This is a genomic window from Acidimicrobiia bacterium (genome assembly GCA_040881685.1).
Taxonomy (GTDB): domain Bacteria; phylum Actinomycetota; class Acidimicrobiia; order IMCC26256; family PALSA-555; genus SHVJ01.
On sequence record JBBECS010000012.1, the window covers coordinates 1 to 18423 of the forward strand.

The 18423-nt window shown below is 67.4% G+C and carries 18 protein-coding genes; 10 read left to right on the top strand and 8 right to left on the bottom strand.

Annotated features, from left to right (window positions below; genetic code table 11):
* The first annotated feature begins 30 nt into the window (after window positions 1–30).
* Window positions 31–807: a class I SAM-dependent methyltransferase gene (locus WEE69_02910; GenBank protein ID MEX1144234.1), complete on the top strand. Its 777-nt coding sequence runs from the start codon at window positions 31–33 to the stop codon at window positions 805–807.
* A gap of 7 nt (window positions 808–814) precedes the next feature.
* Window positions 815–1939, top strand: coding sequence for a prenyltransferase (locus tag WEE69_02915; GenBank protein ID MEX1144235.1), 1125 nt, complete (start codon window positions 815–817; stop codon window positions 1937–1939).
* Window positions 1940–1946: 7 nt separating this feature from the next.
* On the opposite strand, the gene WEE69_02920 is transcribed toward WEE69_02915, so the two are convergent.
* Both WEE69_02920 and WEE69_02925 read right to left on the bottom strand, forming a co-directional pair.
* A complete protein-coding gene (locus WEE69_02920) occupies window positions 1947–2567 on the bottom strand; it encodes a class I SAM-dependent methyltransferase (protein ID MEX1144236.1) in 621 nt (206 codons plus the stop codon).
* A gap of 2 nt (window positions 2568–2569) precedes the next feature.
* A complete protein-coding gene (locus WEE69_02925; protein ID MEX1144237.1) occupies window positions 2570–4204 on the bottom strand; it encodes a methylmalonyl-CoA mutase family protein in 1635 nt (544 codons plus the stop codon).
* Window positions 4205–4352: 148 nt separating this feature from the next.
* Between WEE69_02925 and WEE69_02930 the strand changes: the two genes are divergently transcribed.
* On the top strand, window positions 4353–4727 hold the full coding sequence (locus tag WEE69_02930) for a limonene-1,2-epoxide hydrolase family protein (GenBank protein ID MEX1144238.1): 375 nt from the start codon (window positions 4353–4355) through the stop codon (window positions 4725–4727).
* Here WEE69_02930 and WEE69_02935 read toward each other — a convergent pair.
* Window positions 4708–5496, bottom strand: a complete 789-nt coding sequence (locus WEE69_02935; GenBank protein MEX1144239.1) for an SDR family oxidoreductase — start codon at window positions 5494–5496, stop codon at window positions 4708–4710. The genes WEE69_02930 and WEE69_02935 overlap by 20 nt on opposite strands.
* Before the next feature lie 162 nt (window positions 5497–5658).
* Between WEE69_02935 and glpX the strand changes: the two genes are divergently transcribed.
* Window positions 5659–6645, top strand: a complete 987-nt coding sequence (glpX, locus tag WEE69_02940) for a class II fructose-bisphosphatase (protein ID MEX1144240.1) — start codon at window positions 5659–5661, stop codon at window positions 6643–6645.
* A gap of 86 nt (window positions 6646–6731) precedes the next feature.
* Window positions 6732–7529 carry a sulfotransferase domain-containing protein gene (locus WEE69_02945; GenBank protein MEX1144241.1) on the top strand — a complete coding sequence of 266 codons (798 nt, stop codon included), beginning with the start codon at window positions 6732–6734 and terminating at the stop codon, window positions 7527–7529.
* Window positions 7530–7544: 15 nt separating this feature from the next.
* Here WEE69_02945 and WEE69_02950 read toward each other — a convergent pair whose 3' ends face one another.
* The gene (locus WEE69_02950) at window positions 7545–8894 is read right to left on the bottom strand and encodes a polysaccharide biosynthesis C-terminal domain-containing protein (GenBank protein MEX1144242.1); all 1350 of its coding nucleotides are present in this window, start codon (window positions 8892–8894) and stop codon (window positions 7545–7547) included.
* Between the two features lie 84 nt (window positions 8895–8978).
* Between WEE69_02950 and WEE69_02955 the strand changes: the two genes are divergently transcribed.
* The 5 genes from WEE69_02955 to WEE69_02975 all read left to right on the top strand — a co-directional run bounded on the left by WEE69_02955 (window position 8979) and on the right by WEE69_02975 (window position 14538).
* Window positions 8979–9767 (top strand): sulfotransferase domain-containing protein, encoded by a 789-nt coding sequence (locus WEE69_02955; protein MEX1144243.1) that lies wholly within the window; start codon window positions 8979–8981, stop codon window positions 9765–9767.
* A gap of 1 nt (window position 9768) precedes the next feature.
* Window positions 9769–10890: a glycosyltransferase family 4 protein gene (locus WEE69_02960; GenBank protein MEX1144244.1), complete on the top strand. Its 1122-nt coding sequence runs from the start codon at window positions 9769–9771 to the stop codon at window positions 10888–10890.
* A gap of 92 nt (window positions 10891–10982) precedes the next feature.
* Window positions 10983–13181 (top strand): hypothetical protein, encoded by a 2199-nt coding sequence (locus tag WEE69_02965; protein ID MEX1144245.1) that lies wholly within the window; start codon window positions 10983–10985, stop codon window positions 13179–13181.
* Window positions 13178–13636 carry a hypothetical protein gene (locus WEE69_02970; protein ID MEX1144246.1) on the top strand — a complete coding sequence of 153 codons (459 nt, stop codon included), beginning with the start codon at window positions 13178–13180 and terminating at the stop codon, window positions 13634–13636. Before WEE69_02965 ends, WEE69_02970 begins: the two co-directional genes overlap by 4 nt.
* Window positions 13615–14538, top strand: a complete 924-nt coding sequence (locus tag WEE69_02975; GenBank protein ID MEX1144247.1) for a hypothetical protein — start codon at window positions 13615–13617, stop codon at window positions 14536–14538. Before WEE69_02970 ends, WEE69_02975 begins: the two co-directional genes overlap by 22 nt.
* Here WEE69_02975 and WEE69_02980 read toward each other — a convergent pair.
* From WEE69_02980 to WEE69_02995, 4 genes are all read right to left on the bottom strand, one after another.
* Window positions 14535–15446: a hypothetical protein gene (locus tag WEE69_02980; protein MEX1144248.1), complete on the bottom strand. Its 912-nt coding sequence runs from the start codon at window positions 15444–15446 to the stop codon at window positions 14535–14537. The genes WEE69_02975 and WEE69_02980 overlap by 4 nt on opposite strands.
* Before the next feature lie 48 nt (window positions 15447–15494).
* Window positions 15495–15896 (bottom strand): ATP synthase F1 subunit epsilon, encoded by a 402-nt coding sequence (gene atpC, locus WEE69_02985; protein MEX1144249.1) that lies wholly within the window; start codon window positions 15894–15896, stop codon window positions 15495–15497.
* Window positions 15897–16005: 109 nt separating this feature from the next.
* Window positions 16006–17454 carry a F0F1 ATP synthase subunit beta gene (gene atpD / locus WEE69_02990; GenBank protein ID MEX1144250.1) on the bottom strand — a complete coding sequence of 483 codons (1449 nt, stop codon included), beginning with the start codon at window positions 17452–17454 and terminating at the stop codon, window positions 16006–16008.
* The gene (locus WEE69_02995) at window positions 17451–18422 is read right to left on the bottom strand and encodes a F0F1 ATP synthase subunit gamma (protein ID MEX1144251.1); all 972 of its coding nucleotides are present in this window, start codon (window positions 18420–18422) and stop codon (window positions 17451–17453) included. Before WEE69_02995 ends, atpD begins: the two co-directional genes overlap by 4 nt.
* Between the last annotated feature and the right edge of the window lies 1 nt (window position 18423).

Here is an 18423-nt window from a genome sequence, read left to right on the forward strand (position 1 = left end):
AGCGGAGCGACCCATGAAGCCGAGCGCCTGATGCTGACCGTCGACTTCGACCGGTTGGGAGTGCGTGACGGCGCACGACTCCTCGACATGGGTTGCGGCGGTGGCCGTCACGCGTTCGAAGCGTGGCGTCGTGGCGCGACCGTCGTCGCGCTCGACTACTCGGAAGCCGAGCTCAAGGAAGTGCGCGCCATCCAGGGTGCGATGGTGGAAGCCGGCGAGGCGCCGCACGGTCAGGTCGGTGGCGCCGTCAACGGAGACGCGCTGGTCCTCCCATTCGCGGACGCGACGTTCGACTGCATCATCGCTTCGGAGGTCCTCGAGCATCTCTGGGCCGACACGGTCGCGATCGCCGAGCTCGTGCGCGTCCTCCGTCCGGGGGGTCGCATCGCGGTCACGGTTCCGACGCGCTGGCCCGAACGCGTCTGTTGGGCACTCGACCACCGCTACCACGACACACCCGGTGGTCACGTCCGCATCTATCGCCAGCCGGAGCTTGAGGCCAAGCTCGAAGCTGCCGGTCTGTGGTTGCGCGGCTCTCACCACGCGCACGCGCTCCACTCGCCGTACTGGTGGCTCAAGTGCGCGACCGGTGTGAACCGCGTCGATCCGCCCTGGGCGGTACGCCGCTACCACGACTTCCTTGCGTGGCAGATCACGAACCGACCGGGGTGGGTCGAGAGCCTGGATCGGCTCTTGAACCCGGTCCTCGGCAAGAGCCTCATCGTCTATGGGCAGAAGCTGACGAGCGAATCGCAGAGCGGTGCCGGGTACCCCGGTACCGAGCGAGTGCGTCAGAGATCGGAGTAGAAACGTCTTGAAGCGCAAGCACCCCCTCCCGGAGGTTGCGGGAATCATCACCAGTGAGCAGATCGCGGCAACGGTCGATGCGATCGCCGCGATCCAGCTGCCCGACGGCAACATCCCGTGGACGCCCGGCGAGCACACCGACCCGTGGAATCTCGTCGAGGCGGCGATGGCGCTCGACGTGGGCGGCCGACACCACGAAGCCGAGCGCGGGTACGAGTGGCTGCGCTCGATGCAACGGCCCGACGGGTGCTGGCACGCGTACTACGTGGGTCGCGACGTGAAAGACCCGGCGCTCGACACCAATGTCACCTGCTACGTGGCGAACGGCGTGTGGCACCACTACCTCTCCACCGGCGACACCGGGTTCCTCGAGGAGTTCTGGCCGGTCGTCGAGCGCGGGATCGACTTCGCGCTCGACCACCAGTTCGAGACGGGTGAGATCGCGTGGCGCGGCGACAACCCGAGCGACGGCGCGTTGCTCACGGGATCGTCGAGCATCCACGCAAGCCTCCGGTGCGCCATCGCGATCGCCGAGCGCCTCGGGCACGAACGGCCCGACTGGGAGCTCTCACTCGGCTCACTTGCGATCGCCGTTGCGCACCGGCCTGAGCGGTTCCTCGACAAGAACCGATGGGCGATGGACTGGTACTACCCGGTCCTCGGCGGCGTACTCCGCGGTCATCCTGCACACGCGCGGCTTGCAGCCGACTGGGACCGCTTCGTCGTCGCCGACCGCGGTGTGCGCTGCGTGTCCGACCGCCCGTGGGTGACGGCCGCCGAGACGTGCGAGTTCGTCATGGCGCTCGACGCGATCGGCCTCGAGGAACGCGCCCGCGAGCTCTTCGAGTGGGTGCAGTTCCTGCGCCACGACGACGGGGGCTACTGGACGGGCATGAACTTCAACGACGAGCGCTTTGCGGACCAAGGCGAGCTGTTTCCCGTCGAGCAGCCCACGTGGAACTCCGCGGCCGTGGTCTTGGCGGCCAACGCGCTCGGCGGCGACGGACCGACCGCAGGTCTCTTCCGCGGCGAGGGGCTGCCCGTCGGCCTGACCCGCCAGGAGCTCATCGAAGCCGGTGCTGCGATCGAGGCCGAGTACGCCACGGGGCGGGCCCGCACCGACCGAAGCTGAGCTCGCGTCAGGCGTCGGCCCGGCGCAGGACGCGCAACGATCCCGTGGTCGACACCGGTTCGAAGCCATCGGCGACCGCGCGTTTCCAGACCTCGAACGGCGCCTGGCCCCCATCGGCAGGGTCCTCGAACACGTCGTGGAACACCAGCAAGCCGCCGGGCGCGAGGTGCCGTGACCACGACTCGTAGTCGGCGAGCGCGACATCGAGCGCGTGCCCGCCGTCGATGAACACGAGACCGAGCGTGGTTCCCCAGTTGGCAGCGACCGTCGCCGAACGACCGACGACGCCAACCACCGCATCCTCCAGACCTGCGTCCTCGATCGTGCGGCGGAAGAACGGCAGCGTGTCCATGCGCCCGGTTCGCGGGTCCACCAGCCGCTCGTCGTGGTGCTCCCATCCCGACTGGTTCTCCTCGGAACCTCGGTGATGATCGACGGTGTAGAGCACCGTCCCGCGTTCGCGGGCCGCCGCGCCGAGGTACACCGCCGACTTGCCGCAATACGTGCCCACTTCGAGCAGCGGTCCGATCGCACCGGCTTCGAGCCCGGCGTCGTGCAACGCGATGCCTTCGTGATCAGGCATGAACCCGATCGCGTCGCGTGCGTGGCCCAGGAGCGCGGCATCCATCGTCAGATGACCGGGGTCTCGACGTAGCGACCGAGCTCGTCGGCCAGCGCATCCACGATCTCGCCCTCCGTGGCAAACACGCTGACCGCGTCGATCAACGCCGGCATCACGTTTGCCGTCGGTTCCGCGGCGGTGCGGCGGACCGCGTCGAGCGCTGTCTTCACCTGCTCGGCATCGCGGTCGGCCCGCACCTTGTCCAGGCGCTTGAGCTGCGCTTCCTCGACCTCGGGACCGATGCGCAGGATCTCGGGAGGAGGTTCCTCGTTTCCCTCGAATGCGGTGTTCACACCGACGACGAGGTGCCGGCCCGAGTTCAGCTTGCGCTCGAGCGCGTACGCCGAGTCGACGATCTCGCGTTGGAACCAACCGTTCTCGACCCCGCGGAGCACGCCTTCGAGCATCGAGCCGTCGCCAAGCGTGTCGAGGTGCTCGAACACCGCCTCGGCGCGTCGCTCCATCTCGTCGGTCAGCTCTTCGACGTACCACGACCCCCCGAGCGGATCGGCCACGTTCGCGACGCCGGTCTCGTGGGCGATCACCTGTTGCGTGCGCAACGCGAGCCGGGCGGCCTTGTCGGTGGGCAGCGCGAGCGTCTCGTCCATCGAGTTCGTGTGCAGGCTCTGCGTGCCGCCGAGCACACCAGCCAGTGCCTCAATCGCGGTGCGGACGAGGTTCACCTCGGGCTGCTGCGCGGTCAGGGAGACGCCCGCGGTCTGCGCGTGAAATCGCATCCGCATCGACTGCTCGGCGCGGGCGTCATATCGCTCTCGCATCCACCGAGCCCAGATGCGCCTCGCGGCGCGGTACTTCGCGATCTCCTCGAAGAAGTCGATGTGCGCATTGAAGAAGAACGAGAGGCGCGGCGCGAAGTCGTCGACGGCGACCCCAGCGGCCATGGCCACTTCTACGTACGCGAAGCCGTTCGCGAGCGTGAACGCAAGCTCTTGCGCGGCGGTCGAGCCCGCCTCACGGATGTGGTAGCCCGAGATCGAGATCGGATGCCACCGGGGCATCTCGGCGGTGCAGAACCTGATCGTGTCGGCGACAAGTCGCATCGACGGTCGCGGTGGGAACACGAACTCTTTCTGGGCCTGGTACTCCTTGAGGATGTCGTTCTGGAGCGTCCCGCCGAGGCGCGAACGGTCGACGCCGCTCTTCTCGGCGTTCGCCACGTACATTGCGAGCAGGATCGCAGCGGGAGCGTTGATCGTCATCGAGATGGTGACTTCGCCGAGATCGATGCCTGCGTAGAGGTCTTCGACATCGGCGAGGCTGTCGATGGCCACACCGCCCTTCCCCACCTCACCGAGTGCCAGCGCGTCGTCGGAGTCGCGACCCATCAAGGTGGGGAGGTCGAAGGCCGTCGACAGACCGCTCCCACCCGCCGCCAAGAGGTCGTGGAAGCGGCGATTCGTGTCGGGCGCGCTGCCGAACCCGGCGAACATGCGCATCGTCCACAGCTTCGATCGATACATGGATGGGTACGGCCCGCGCGTGTACGGCCACTCACCAGGGAACTCGCCGTCAGCTGGCCCGTACACCGGCTCGACCGCAACTCCAGAATGCGTCTCGAAGTCAGCGTCGCGCTTGGCCACATCCTCGTACGCGGTGCGCCAACGGTCTTCCGAGCTGCTCACCTCTTCCGCTCTTGGCCCTTCGGGCCGGGCCGCTCGGGCCCCGCTCGCTGCGCCGCAGCGTACCCACGGCGCGGACGCTTGCTCACGTCGTCCAGGCTACCGGTGCCTTGGTACCGTCACGGCGCCGCCGATACAGGAGAGAACGACCATGTCGCAGACCCCGGGCGAGATCGTGACCGCGCTCATCACGGCCAACGAGGCTCGTGACGTCGACGCGCTGCTCGCGGTCCTCACCGACGACGCACTGTACGAGAACGTCCCGATGTCGCCGCTGAAGGGGCACGCCGAGATCCGAAGCATGCTCGAAGGCTTCCTCTCGTCGGCGACGAACGTGGCGTGGGAAGTGCTCCATCAGGTCGAACAAGGCAACGTGGTGATGAACGAACGCGTCGACCGCTTCGTGATGGCGGACGGAAAGAACATCTCGATCCGGGTTGCAGGGCTGTTCGAGATCCGCGACGGCAAGGTCGCGGTGTGGAGGGACTACTTCGACCTGGCGGAGTTCACGAACCAGATGGGGTAACACCCCGGCCCGATGGCGGGCGGAACTGGCCGGTCCCCGCGGTGACGCCGCCGTCGACGGGGACCGCCGCGCCCGTCATGAACGACGCGTCGTCGGAGAGCAAGAACGCGATGACCGCAGCCACCTCCTCGGGGCGACCCCACCGCTGCATCGGCACGTGGCTGCGCATCTCCTCGAACATGTCCGGTGCATGCCGCTCCATTGGAATCGTCATCCCGGTGCCCGCAATGCCACCAGGGCAGACCGCGTTCACGCGGATGCCCTCGTGGGCAAGATCGATCGCGACCGACCGAACGAGGTTCATCACACCACCCTTGGACGCGTTGTAGGCCCACATCTGCGCGTCACCGAACAGCCCCGACACCGATGCGGTGACGACGATCGCACCGCCGCCATTTGCGCGGAGCACCGGAACGGACGCACGCATCCCCAACATCACTCCGCGGAGGTTGATCGCGAGCGTGCGATCGACGTCGGCCATCGGGTGCTCGTCGATCGCGCCGCTGGCGCCGACGCCCGCGTTCAACACGACGCCGTCGAGCCTGCCAAAGCTGTCGAGCGCGCTCGCGATCATCGCCGTGTTGCCTTCTTCGGTCGCGATGTCGGCGACATGTGCGCCCACGCGGTCGGTTGCCTCGTCCACCCATCCGAGCGCGTCGCCGGCAACGTCAACGGCGAGCACCGACCAACCGTCACGGGAGAGCCGCTCTGCGGTTGCCCGTCCCATCCCCGATGCCGCCCCGGTGACGACGACCGCCTTGTTCGTCATGGCGCGGCAGGGTATCGGCCCGCTACGGACAGTGGCTGCGTGGATTCCTGAGACCCGGCGCTACGCTCGCCCCGCGTCGCCGCCGACCACGGGAGTCGGGAGCGACATCCGCGCCGCAGGTACCCTGCGGCCCGGCCCGCAGGGCCGAGAGCGGAGAAGGTGATGGAGCAGCGCGAAGCACCGGATCGCAACCTCGCCATGGACCTCGGCCGCGTCACCGAGGCCGCGGCTCTCGCCGCCGGTCGGTGGGTCGGCCGCGGCGACAAGGAGGCCGCCGACCAAGCCGCGGTCGACGCGATGCGCCTCGTGCTGAACACCGTCCCGATGGAAGGCATCGTCGTCATCGGCGAGGGCGAGAAGGACGAGGCGCCGATGCTCTACAACGGCGAGGAGATCGGCGCGGGTGGGCCCCAGTGCGACATCGCGGTCGACCCGATCGATGGCACGACCCTCACGAGCCTCGGCCGGAACCACGCCATCGCCGTGATCGCGATCGCAGAGCGCGGGTCGATGTTCGATCCCGGTCCGTGCGTGTACATGGAGAAGATCGCGGTGGGACCCGAAGCGCGGGACGTGATCGACCTCGAAGCACCGGTCACCGCCAACCTCGAGGCCGTCGCGAAGGCACGCGGCGAGCAAGTGAAGGACGTGACCGCGGTCATCCTCGAGCGCGATCGTCACGACAACATCATCCGCGAGTGTCGCGAGGCCGGCGCGCGCATTCGTCTCATCCCCGATGGTGACGTCGTTGGTGCAATGGCAACCGGGTGGCCGGAGTCCGGATACGACATCCTCTTCGGCATCGGAGGTACTCCCGAGGGCGTGATCGCGGCGTGCGCACTCAAGTCGCTCGGCGGCGCGATCCAGGGGCGGCTGTGGCCCAGGAACGAGGATGAGCGCAAGGCCGCACTCGACCTGGGCTACGACCTCGATCGTGTTCTCCAGACCGACGACCTCGTGTCGGGTGACGATGTGTTCTTCTCCGCAACCGGCATCACCGACGGCGACCTGCTCAAGGGTGTCCACTACCGCGGTGACGGCGCATCCACTGAGACCCTCGTCATGCGCTCCAAGACCGGAACCATCCGGCGCATCCAGGCCAATCACCAATGGCAGAAGCTGATGCGCTACTCCGCGCTCGACTACTAGAGCGAAGAGCAGCGGCCGCGCACGTGCGGGGTGAGCGACGCGCCGGGGAAGGCGCGTGGCGTCGGAATCGTGGGATCCGCGGGGGCGTGCGGCGCGTTGGGGCGGCCGCGCTGCTCGCCACGCGCATCCCGACGACGAGGTGGCGATCGCTCCCCGACTTCGTGATCATCGGCGCGCAGAAGGCCGGGACGACGAGCCTGTATGCCGGGCTGGTCGCTCACCCTGACGTGCGGCGGGCGTTCCGCAAGGAAGTTCACTTCTTCGACACCACGCACTATCCGCGCGTCGGTTGGTATCGCCGCCACTTCCCGATCGACCGGGAACACGTGCTCACCGGAGAGTCGAGCCCGTACTACCTCTTTCACCCCGCCGTGCCCACCCGCATGAGGGCCGTCCTGCCCGACGTGTCGCTCATCGCCATTTTGCGCGAGCCAGTAGCGCGAGCGATCTCGCAGTATCACCACGCCCGGCACTGGGGCTTCGAAGACCGACCGATCGAGCGCGCGCTCGAACCTGCGGCGCACGAAGTGCTCGCGGCACTCGACGACGCCGCGTGGTACGACCGCGCGGACAGCCCAGCTCGCGAGCGGGCCTACCTCGCACGGGGGCAATACGCCGAGCAGCTCGAACGGTGGTTTGGCGCCTTCGACCGCGATCGCGTGCTCGTGCTCGACAGCGAGGAGCTCGACCGCGGGCTCGCCATCCCGACCGCGCAACGCTTCCTCGGACTGGTCGAGCACGAGATCCCAGCCGTGCCCCATCGCAATGTCGGCTCGTACGGATCACCCGATCCCGGACTTGTACGGGAGCTCGCCGCATACTTCGAACCTCACAACGAACGACTGGTGAAGCTCCTCGGTCGAACGTTCCAGTGGTCAACCTGAGACGGTGGAGGAGCGTCAGTGCCCGGACCGACGCCTCATGTCGCGCACCTCGGTGAGGACCGCACGGAGGTCAGCCCGCGTCGAGAAGCCGGCCCGACGACGAATCACGATCAGCTGAGCAGCGTTCTGCAGCGCCAACTTCACGGCAGTTGCGATCGCGAGACCCTCGATCCCGCCCAACTCGAAGCCGACGACTTGGAGCGCCAGGGTTACGGGCATGCTCACTGCGACGATCACCGCATACGCGCGGTGGTTGCCGGTCATGAGCAGCGCGAAGCCGCATGATCCTGCGAACGTCTGGATGATCTGGCCGACGCTGAGGATGACGAGCACCCACCAACCGTCGCCGTAGAACGCACCGAACAAGGCCTCCAGGATCTGACGGCCCGCGACCAGGTAGATGACGGCCAAGAGGCACGCGCCGATGAGCGCCACGCCGGCGGTGGCTCGCAGCGTCCGCTCGATGCGCTGCGTCATCGCTTGGGAATGCCACCCGGCGATCAGCGGCGTCACGACCTGATTCACCACGATCAGCGGGAGTCCGACCAGCATGCCGAGGCGGAATGGTGCGCCGTACAGCGCGACATCGCGGGCGCTACCGAGCGAACCGACGACGAGCATGTCGAGCTGTGCAACCAACGCCAGACCCACCGTGGACAGCCACAGCGCCGGCTCCACCGGCTGGCGGAACGAGATGCCGGCGGCTCGAGTTGGACGGAGCTTGGCCGCCACGGCGAACGCACCAGGGATCAAGGCTGCCGCCGACACGATGACGCTCGCCAGGAGGACGTCCTCCAGGTTCACATCCGCCGAGATCGCCAACAGCACACCGAGTACGACGCACAGACCGAGGTTGGTCAGGAGCTGCCCAAAGATCGTTGCCCGCGAGTAGTCACGGAACGCGCGCAATGCTTCCGGGACGATGTTTTCGAGCACACGAAGGCCGGCCTTGATTCCCACGAGCGCACTCACGGTTGCGAGCGCCGTACGAGGGAACGCAAACTGGAACAGCTCCTCCCCGAGCGGCGAGCCGAGAAGCGCCCCACATACGAGTGCGGCACCGAGCGCAACCGCGAGCGCGGACACGATCTCGTGACGTGCTTCGTGCTCGTCCCGCTTGCTGAGCGCAGTGGCGGCCCGACGCAACAAGGTCTGTGGCAACCCAAGCTGCGCGATCAGCGCCGCGACCGTGAAGACGCTCACCGCGACGTTGTAGGAACCGAAGGCGCTCGGCTCGATCAAGTTCGCGACGAGCACCTGCGACGCGAAGAGCAAGCCGATGCTGAGCGGATATCCGATCCCTGCTCGACTGAGCCCGCGTGTGACGAGCCGCCGGTCCCCGCCCGCTCCCTCTCGCGACCTCACTTCGTCCATCGGTCAGGCGGCGATGCGCGTACGAATCACCGGGCTGATCCTTTCTGTGTGGTTCCGCTGCACTAACGTCGACGCGTGCGGGTCCGAGCGCTGGTGCAGCGAGCGTTGCTCGGACGGCAACGTCGACGGCCACCGCCGTGTCCGGAAGGCTGGACGACGGGTCCACCCGACTTCGTGGGGGTCGCGGCCCAACGCTCGGGCACGACCTGGTGGTACCACCTCGTCGAGTCGCATCCGCGCGTGGTCGAACGCAAGCGCCTCAAGGAGCTGCATTACCTCACGCAGTTCTGGAGCCGGCCCTTCACCGATGCCGACGCCGCGATCTACGCGCGGCACTTCCCGCGACCGCCCGAGCATCTGGCGGGCGAGTGGTCGCCGGGCTACCTCTCGCATTTCTGGGTTCCCGCCTTGTTGCACCGAGCTGCTCCCGCGGCGCGAGTGATCGTCCTGCTGCGCGACCCGGTGGAAAGGTTCCGGAGCGGCATCGGCCTCCAATCGGAGACACGGCCCGTCAACTTCACCGGTGCCGGGACCGCGTTCCGCATCGGGTGCTACGGGTCCCAACTCGAGCAACTCTTCTCCTACTTCTCGCCGGAGCAGGTGCTCATCCTTCAGTTCGAACGTTGCACGCTCGACGCGAAGCAAGAGCTCGCCCGGACCTACGGCTTCCTCGGACTCGATGACGGCTTCGTACCCCCCGACATCTCGGAACACCGCAACGAGAGTCGGAGCAAGAAGCCGACGCTTCCAGATCACACTAGGTCCGCACTCGTGACGGCATACGAACCTGAAGTGCGGCGTCTCCTCGCGCTCGCACCAGACATCGACGCCTCACTCTGGCCGAACTTCTCGCACCTCGCTTGACATGGGCAAACTCCGGATCGCGGTGGTGGGACCGCTCGAGATGCCGAGCACTCAGGGAGGCATGTCTCGGCATTGCGAGGAGCTCTACTCCCGCCTTGCCGCGCGTGGTCACGACATCACGGTGTTCTGTCAGACAGCCGGCGCGCCGCAATATCGGGGTATGCGCCTTCGGCGAATACCCGGTGTTCGCGTGCCCGGGTGGGAGCGACTCGGATACAGCCTTCTCGCGTCGCTGCGCTCTCTGTTCGGCCGCTTCGACATTGTCCACTACCACTCGTTCGCATCATCCGGCTTCTGCTACCTGCCACGGCTCGGCCGCAAGAAGGTGGTCGTCACCGTCCATCGACTCGAGTGGCAGGATCAGAAGTGGGGCCGGTTCGCGCGGGCCTTCCTCAAGTTCTGTGAATGGGCGGCGGTCCGATCCTCGGCGGTGATGATCACGGTGTCCCGAACCTTCAAGGCTGACCTGGAGCATCGATATCGCAGGATCAGCCCTGTGCACTACGTCGCCAACGGGGTGACGCCGCCCGCCCCCACCGGAACCGACGCGCTGGTCGGACTCGGGGTTGTACCCGGCGCCTACGGTCTCACGGTCGGTCGTCTCGTCTCCGAGAAGGGTCTCGATCTCGCGGTCGACGCCTTCGCCCAGCTCGCCGACGATCCAGGGATCGCAGTCACAGAGCTCGTGATCGTGGGTGGGGCACGCAACAGCGACGAGTACGTGGCCGCGCTCGAGTCGCGCGTTCGCAAGCTCGGGGTCAACGTCCGCTTGCTCGGCGTTCGCACCGGTGCCGAGCTCAACGCGCTCTATGCACACGCAGCCGTGTTCATCGCGTCCTCGTACCACGAAGGTCAACCACTGACGGTCCTCGAAGCGATGAGTCACGGCCGTTGCGTCGTGGCGAGCGATATCAGCGCACACCAAGAGCTCATCGGTGACGCCGGCGTGCTGTTCCCGAGCGGGGATGCCCACGCATTGGCACACGAGCTGCGCAGGGTGCTCTCGGATCCTCAGGTCGTGCGCGAGCTCGGCGAGGCCGCCCGACGCAAGGTGATCGATTCCGATGAGTTCCGCTGGGACCACACCGCAGACGAGACCGAACGCATCCTGGTGGCGCTGTGAGAAGTTGGCGCGCCTGGGGCGCTGCCGGCTTGGCCGCGCTCATCCTCGCCGCGACGGTCGTGGCCACGACCGGGGGCGAGCCTCGCCGACGCTTGACCGCCCGCGCGGACCGTGTGCTCGTCGTGTCGCTCCCACACGTCTCGTGGTCCGACCTCGAAGGACCCGAGCTCCCGAACCTAAGCCGCCTGTTTGCGAGATCTTCGATCGCCAGCCTGACCACACGAACGACCGGCAAGACCGACCTGAGCGACGGCTACCTCTCCTTCGGCGCCGGCGCCCGCGCGACAGGAGGCAACCCGGCCACCGACGGCGCCGCGTTCGGTGTCCGAGAGGAGTACGGACGCGATCTCGCCCGTGACGTATACGAGCGCGAAACCGGCGAGCTTGCCGGGCGCGGCATCGTGCACCTCGGTCTGGCTGCGATCCTCGATGCCAACGAGGAGGAGGACCTCGACGCTGTGGTCGGCGCACTCGGCGATGCACTGCACCGCGGCGGGTACGCGCGGGCGGTCATCGCGAACGGTGACGGGGGCAGCCCAGTGAGCGCCTTTCCCGAGTTCCAGCGGATGGCAGCAGCCGCGCTGATGACCACCGACGGGCGCGTGCCGGGCGGGCGGGTCGACACTGGCCTGCTGTCTGACGATCCCGCCGCGCCGTTCGGTCGCCGCCTGAACATCCGCGAAGCGGTCAGTGCGTTCGAGGACGTCTGGAAGGACCGTTCCGTCGTGCTCGTGGAGGCGTCCGACCTCGTGCGCGCGACGAGATACCAGCCCTTCGCCGTGAAGGGATGGCGGCGCGTCCTCTACAAGCAGGCGCTCCGAGCGAGCGACCGGCTGGTGGGTGACCTGCTCGAGCGCGTCGACCTGGACCGCGACGCCGTTGTCGTCATCAGCCCGGTGCCGTCCGCCCTCGGTGAGACACTCACCGTCGTCTCGGTGAGCGCACCTGGCGTCGAGCCCGGATTGCTGCGGTCGCCGAGCCTCCGCCGCCCTGGCTTCGTCCAGATCGTCGACGTCGCCCCCATGATCCTCAACCTCGCGGGTGTGGAACGCCCCACGGTGATCCGCGGTCGTCCGATGACGGTTGCGCACACCGATCGAACCGCGACCCAGCGCCGTGCGTTCCTCGTGGACGAGATCGAGGCGGCTGAGTTCCGCGATTCCGTCGTCAACATCGTGATCGTTGCCTTCGTCGTGATGCAGGCTGCCTTGGCGCTCGCCGCCGTGTTTGTGCTGACCGGTCGCGCGGGTGCGACCACGAGAGCACGCGTGAGGTTTGCGTCGCTCGCGCTCCTCGCGTTCGTACCGGTCGTGTACCTCGCACGCCTCGTACCGTTCCATGACGTCAAGCCCGTGTACCCGGTGTTCCTCGTCGGCGCGTCGCTCGCGCTCGCCGCGCTGTACCGGCGCCTCGGACGTCGCCACGAGCTCGATCCGCCGATCGTCGCCCTCGGCGCGATCGTCGTGCTGCTCGTCGGCGACGTGCTGCTCGGAGCCCGGCTCCAGCTCGACAGTGCTTTCGGGTACACGCCGAGCGTCGGTGTCCGGATCTCCGGCTTCGGGAACATCAGTTATGCGGCGTTGGCTGCTTCGGCGGTGCTGCTGGCCGGCCTCGTCGCCCACCGCGTCGGCGGACGACGGGGTGCATGGATCGCGATCGGCATCATGGCAATCGCGCTCGTCGCCGATGCCGCGCCGTTCTGGGGAGCCGACGTCGGCGGCGTGCTTTCGATGATCCCCGCGTTCGGGATCACGGGTGCACTCCTCCTCGGTCTGCGGGTGAGGGCGAAGCTGCGAACCGCACTCATCTGCCTCGCGGCCGCCGCGCTCGGCGTGGCGATCGCGGCCGCGCTCGACCTGTCACAGCCCGAGGCGCAACGTACGCACCTCGGCCGCTTCATCGAACAGGTGCGCGACGAGGGGTGGTCGACCGTCTCGAGCACGTTGTCGCACAAGTTGTCCCAGAACCTCGCGACGATCACCTCGATCTGGGGCCTCATGCTCCCCGGCGTGCTCGCCTTCTTGGCCTACCTGCGATTCGGCCCGGGACGTCGGCTGCAGGCGCTCGGGCAGCGCATCCCGGAGCTCGGCATGGCGCTGGTCGGGTTCACTGTGCTCGCCGTGCTCGGGTACGTGCTGAACGACTCAGGCATCAACATCCCCGCCACGATGCTCGCCGTGTTCAACGCCCTGATCGTCGGTTTGCTCGTTCGCAGCGACCCGGCTCGCGATGACGTCGAGGCGAAGCCCAAGAAGGCGCCCGCGCAGACAAAGGCGCGCGCAGCGCGTTGAGCGAGGCCGCCGAGCTCGAGGCAGGACCGCGCTGGCCCGTCAAGGCAGTCGTGATCCTCACACTCGTGATGCTGTTCGTCGCCGGCGTTGCGACCGTCGAAGCCTGGCCGTTCACGGGGTGGCGGCTCTACAGCAACACGAAGGGTCCAACCGCCGGCAGCTACTTCGCGTACCGAGTGTCGCCCGATGGAACCGAGCACAAGATCGACTACGAAGAACTCCCGTACGCGTACCGGCGCGCGCCGTACATCCTGAACAAGTTTCCGTCCTCCGACGATCCAACACGCGAGGCAGTGTGTGAGGCCCTCGCGCATGGAGAGCGTGAGGCGGGCCGGTCGGTCGCCGAGATCCATGTCTACTGGGAGCTTCGGCGTGTCGTACCCGTGGACGGCGAGCGTCACACGAAGCTGCTGGAGCGCGAGCTGCGCTACTCATGCGCACAGAATCAACGATGAAGAAGGTCTTCGGTTCCGTGGGACGCAAGCTCGATGATGTCCTGTTCGGACCCGAGACGCCGGCCCGCCTCGTGTTCCTCCAGGGCGGGATCATGGTGCTGTTCGCGGCGCGCACGATCGCGGTGCCGTACTACAAGCTGACGCCACAACCGCCCGGCCTGTTCCGACCGGTGCCGATCATCGACTTCCTCGACCGGATGCCACCTCGTTCGGCCGTGTTCGCGCTCGAGGCGATCGTGATCTTCGCGACGTTCGCGTGGTTCGTCGTCGGCAGGTCACCGGAGTGGCGCGCCCGAGGCCGACGAATCGCGTTCGTGACAGCGTGGGTCGCCTTCCTCTTCCTCGCTGCATTGCCGGCGAGCCGGGGCAAGATCTACCACCGCGACCTCCTGTTGGTGTGGGGTGCGGCGCCGCTGCTGCTTGCGCCCACCGACGTCTCGTTCCGGGACCGCACCCCGAGCCGACGAACCGGTTGGCCCGTGCGATCCTCGATCGCGTTCCTGTCCGTGACCTACTTCTGCACGGGCTTCCAAAAGCTGAAGACCTCGGGCATCGAGTGGATCTTCAGCGACAACCTGCAGTGGGCGCTCTACTGGGGGCGGGTGCGGGGTGCGCCCCCGCCGTGGCGAGAGCTTGCGTTCTTCATCGCCGACCGCCCTTGGCTCTCGCAGCTGAGCGCCGCCTTCATCGTGTGCTTCGAGGTGGGCTTCCCCCTTGTGCTCTTCTTCGCGAAGACGCGCCCGGCGTTCATCGTGGGCGCGTGGGCGTTCCACGTCGGCACCTACTTGATGCTGGGGCTCGACTACTGGTTCTACGCCTTCGTGGTCACGTTGGTGCTGGTCGACTGGCCGCCGCTGATCGACCGGTTGCGACGCGCGCCGCGAACCGCGAGCGCCGCCTAGCGGTCGTCGCGCAGGACCGACCACGCCGTGGTGGCCGTCGTGTCCGCGTCGTACACCGACCAACCGAGCGCGTCGACCTGCCGCGCCGCACGGACGAGATCTGCGTAGTCCTCCGGTGTGGAGAGCGCTCCGAGCCCACCGATGGGATGCACGGCGGCCTCCTCGTCTCCGAGGTTGGTGCGCAGGCGACGGATGCTCTCTTCCGTGTACACGAAAGCATCGCGATACGGGTCGGACCGGTACGTCCAGTACGCCATGGGCATCCATACATCGAGATGCCGGGCGAGCTTGCGATACGGGAAGTCGGGCCACAGAGCCGGATTGACCACCTCCATCTGCACCGCTGGGTAGACGATGGCTCCGATGGCTCGATGGCGGGCTTGCTTGCGAGCCTGCCGTGCAAGCGCGACCACGCGCTTGTTCCGCTCGGCGACATCAGGAACCTGTCGCGATTCGATGTCCAGTGCGATGGCGTCGAAGCGTTCGCCGTGCCAGCGAAAGTCGATCAACGCTTCGAGCCGGTGCCGATCACGAGCGGGCTCTACGAGCTGCGGGTAGTACCACGCCACCACCGTCATCTCGAGCTCGTGTGCTCGTTGGAGCAGCGATCCGACCAATGCGCGATCGACCAACAGCCCCTTCGAACGGGGATCGTCGATCGCCGCTTGGAGGTAGAGGGTGTCGCTGCCGAGGAGCGCGAGGTCGTCGACGGTGGCGACGGTGACGGCGGGCGGACCCGGGCGTTGGATGAACGCCGGGACGTAGTCGAACACGTCGACCCACGCGCCGAGACCGCGGAACGCGTCGATGTTGCGACTGTTTGCGCCGGCCGAGACGAGCAGCACCGACGTCGCCGCAACGGCGGCGATCACAATTCCGAGGGCGGCGACCGTGACGCGGTGACGCATGAGCCTCTTTTCCGCCGACAGGTGGGAGCGCCGAAAGGCGCCCGGTTCTTACCCCGGAACAGCGCCGGCAACCTCGAGACGCAGGTCGGCTCGGGCGAGTGCAGCTTTGGACTCTTCGTTCTCCGGGTCGGACCGCAGCGCCGCTTCGGCCCGCTCCTTGGCCGCCTGTGCGCGCGAGACGTCGATCTGATCAGGGAGCTCGGCCACGTCGGAGAGGACGACCACGCGATCCCCCGTCACCTCGACGAACCCCTCGTGCACGGCGGCCGTCTGCTCACCGTCGGGCTGGATCACGCGAACCTTGGCCGTGCCCAGCGCGCCGAGCAGCGGCTGATGGCCGGGCATGAATGCGATCTCACCCTCGACGGTGCGACACACCACCATCTCGCCTTCGCCCTCGTAGAGCACCTGCTCGGGCGAAACGATGATGACGGGAAACGTCGGGTTCATCTCTCTGCGCTCGCTCTCTGCGTGCCGGGATACCCGGCACGCGGGCGTTCGCTCGCTGGCGAGCGCCTTCCGCTCCTCCGTCGCTCCAGGCGCCGCGCGGTCACGAGCATCACGACTCTTGGAGCGTCTTGGCCTTGGCGAGCACGGATTCGACACCACCGACGTTGAAGAACGCCTGCTCCGGGGTCTCGTCGAGCTCGCCCTGCACAATCGCCTCGAAGCTCTCCACCGTCTCCTCCACGGGCACGTAGATGCCCTTCAAGCCGGTGAACACCTCGCCGACGAAGAACGGCTGCGAGAGGAACCGCTGGATCTTGCGAGCTCTCGACACCGTGACCTTGTCGTCTTCCGAGAGCTCGTCGAGTCCGAGGATGGCGATGATGTCTTGGAGCTCCTTGTAGCGCTGGAGAATCTCCTGCACGCGCCGCGCCACGTTGTAATGACGTTCCCCGACGATCTCGGGCGCAAGGATGTTGGACGTCGAGGCCAGTGGGTCGACCGCGGGATAGATGCCGAGCGCGGCGATCTGACGCGAGAGCTCGGTCGTGGCGTCCAGGTGCGTGAACGTCGTGAACGGCGCCGGGTCGGTGTAGTCGTCGGCCGGCACGTACACGGCTTGCATCGAGGTGATCGAGTGACCCTTCGTGGACGTGATCCGCTCCTGGAGCTCACCCATCTCGTCGGCCAACGTCGGCTGGTAGCCCACCGCCGACGGCATGCGGCCGAGGAGCGTCGAGACCTCGGAGCCGGCCTGCACGAAGCGGAAGATGTTGTCGACGAAGAGGAGCACGTCCTGGTTCTTCACGTCTCGGAAGTACTCGGCGACGGTGAGCGCCGAGAGCGCGACGCGCAGGCGCACACCAGGCGGCTCGTCCATCTGCCCGTAGATGAGGGCCGTCTTCTCGATGACGCCGGACTCCTGCATCTCGAGCCAGAGGTCGGTGCCCTCACGCGTGCGCTCGCCCACACCGGCGAAAACCGAGACACCACCGTGCTGCGTGGCGACGCGCTGGATCATCTCCTGGATGAGCACGGTCTTGCCCACGCCCGCGCCACCGAACAGGCCGATCTTGCCGCCCTGCACGTACGGCTCGAGCAGGTCGATCACCTTGATGCCGGTCTCGAACATGAGCGCACGCGCTTCGAGCTGGTCGAACGGCGGCGACGGCCGGTGGATCTCCCAGTGGTCCTCGATGCCGGTCAGCTTGTCGGCCGTGGTGTCGAGGGGCTCGCCGATCACGTTGAACACGTGACCGAGCACGCCGTCGCCGACGGGCATCTTGATGCCGGACCCGGTGTTGCGGACGACCGCACCTCGTGTGAGCCCGTCGGTCGGCTTCATGCAGATCGCGCGACAGCGGCCCTCGCCGATCTGCTGGGCGACCTCGGCGACGATCGTGATCGTCTCACCTTCGAGCTCGGCCTCCATCTCCAGCGCGAAGTTGATCTCGGGCAGCGCGTCGGGAGGGAACTCGATGTCGACGACGGGGCCCGCGATAGCCACCACGCGCCCGTCTTTGAGCTCAGTGTCGGCAGAGGTGTCGGCGGTGACAGTCATGCAGCAGCTCCTGGTCGGTGCTCGGTGGCGTCGTGATCGGCATCGGCTGAGTGGCCGGCGTTCTTGTCCTTGCGCTGCGCCTCGGCGCCACCGACGATCTCCATGATCTCGCTGGTGATGGCGTCCTGGCGCGCGCGGTTCATCACCCGCGTCAGACCCGTGATCAGGTCGTCGGCGTTGTCGGTGGCCGCCTTCATTGCCCGCTGGCGAGCAGCGTGCTCCGACGCAGCTGCGTTCAGGAGCGCGGCGTAGAGGCGCGCTTCGGCATACACAGGAAGGAGCTGCTGCAGGATCTCCTCCGGCGATGGCTCGAACTCGTACCCGGGTGGTACCTCGCCCTCGGTGCGCGCGTCAGGGCGGGCGTCGCCGCCTTCGAGGATCTGGAGATCCAGCGGCATCATCGGTCGCACGACGATCTCTTGGCGTCCGGCCGACACGAACCGGGTGTACACGAGCTCGACCAGGTCGTACTCGCCGGCGAGGAACGGCACTTCCACGGCCCGTGCGATCGAGCGAGCGTCTTCGTACGACGGCTGATCCGAGAACCCGGAGAACACGGCGTCGATGCGGAAGTTTCGATACCGGAAGTAGCTCTCCACCTTCCGACCCACGAGGACCAGCGCGTAGTCGCGGCCCAGCGCCGCGTTCTCGCGCATCGAGCCCTCAGCGGCGCGGATGACCGACGAGTTGTACCCGCCGCAGAGACCCCGGTCGGCCGCGATCACGACGTGGGCAACCTTCTTGACCTCGGGACGAGGCGTCAGGAGTGCGCTGTCTCGGCCCGCACCGGCCGCGGCGAGGTCGCGGACGACCTCGGTGATCGCGTCGCTGTACGGGACCGCCGCTTGCACTCGACCCTGCGCGCGCACGATCCGACTCGCGGCGATCAGCTCCATCGCGCGCGTGATCTTCTTCGTGGACTGCACGGTGCGGATTCGCCGCCGCAGTGCACGTTCCTGACCAGCCATG

Coding starts and splice junctions, on each gene's coding strand:
- WEE69_02975 (MEX1144247.1), top strand. CDS start 13,615: ATGCGCACAGAATCAACGATGAAGAAGGTCTTCGGTTCCGTGGGACGC.
- WEE69_02920 (MEX1144236.1), bottom strand. CDS start 2,567: ATGGATGCCGCGCTCCTGGGCCACGCACGCGACGCGATCGGGTTCATG.
- WEE69_02960 (MEX1144244.1), top strand. CDS start 9,769: ATGGGCAAACTCCGGATCGCGGTGGTGGGACCGCTCGAGATGCCGAGC.
- WEE69_02935 (MEX1144239.1), bottom strand. CDS start 5,496: ATGACGAACAAGGCGGTCGTCGTCACCGGGGCGGCATCGGGGATGGGA.
- WEE69_02910 (MEX1144234.1), top strand. CDS start 31: ATGCTGACCGTCGACTTCGACCGGTTGGGAGTGCGTGACGGCGCACGA.
- WEE69_02995 (MEX1144251.1), bottom strand. CDS start 18,422: ATGGCTGGTCAGGAACGTGCACTGCGGCGGCGAATCCGCACCGTGCAG.
- atpC (MEX1144249.1), bottom strand. CDS start 15,896: ATGAACCCGACGTTTCCCGTCATCATCGTTTCGCCCGAGCAGGTGCTC.
- glpX (MEX1144240.1), top strand. CDS start 5,659: ATGGAGCAGCGCGAAGCACCGGATCGCAACCTCGCCATGGACCTCGGC.
- WEE69_02980 (MEX1144248.1), bottom strand. CDS start 15,446: ATGCGTCACCGCGTCACGGTCGCCGCCCTCGGAATTGTGATCGCCGCC.
- WEE69_02930 (MEX1144238.1), top strand. CDS start 4,353: ATGTCGCAGACCCCGGGCGAGATCGTGACCGCGCTCATCACGGCCAAC.
- atpD (MEX1144250.1), bottom strand. CDS start 17,454: ATGACTGTCACCGCCGACACCTCTGCCGACACTGAGCTCAAAGACGGG.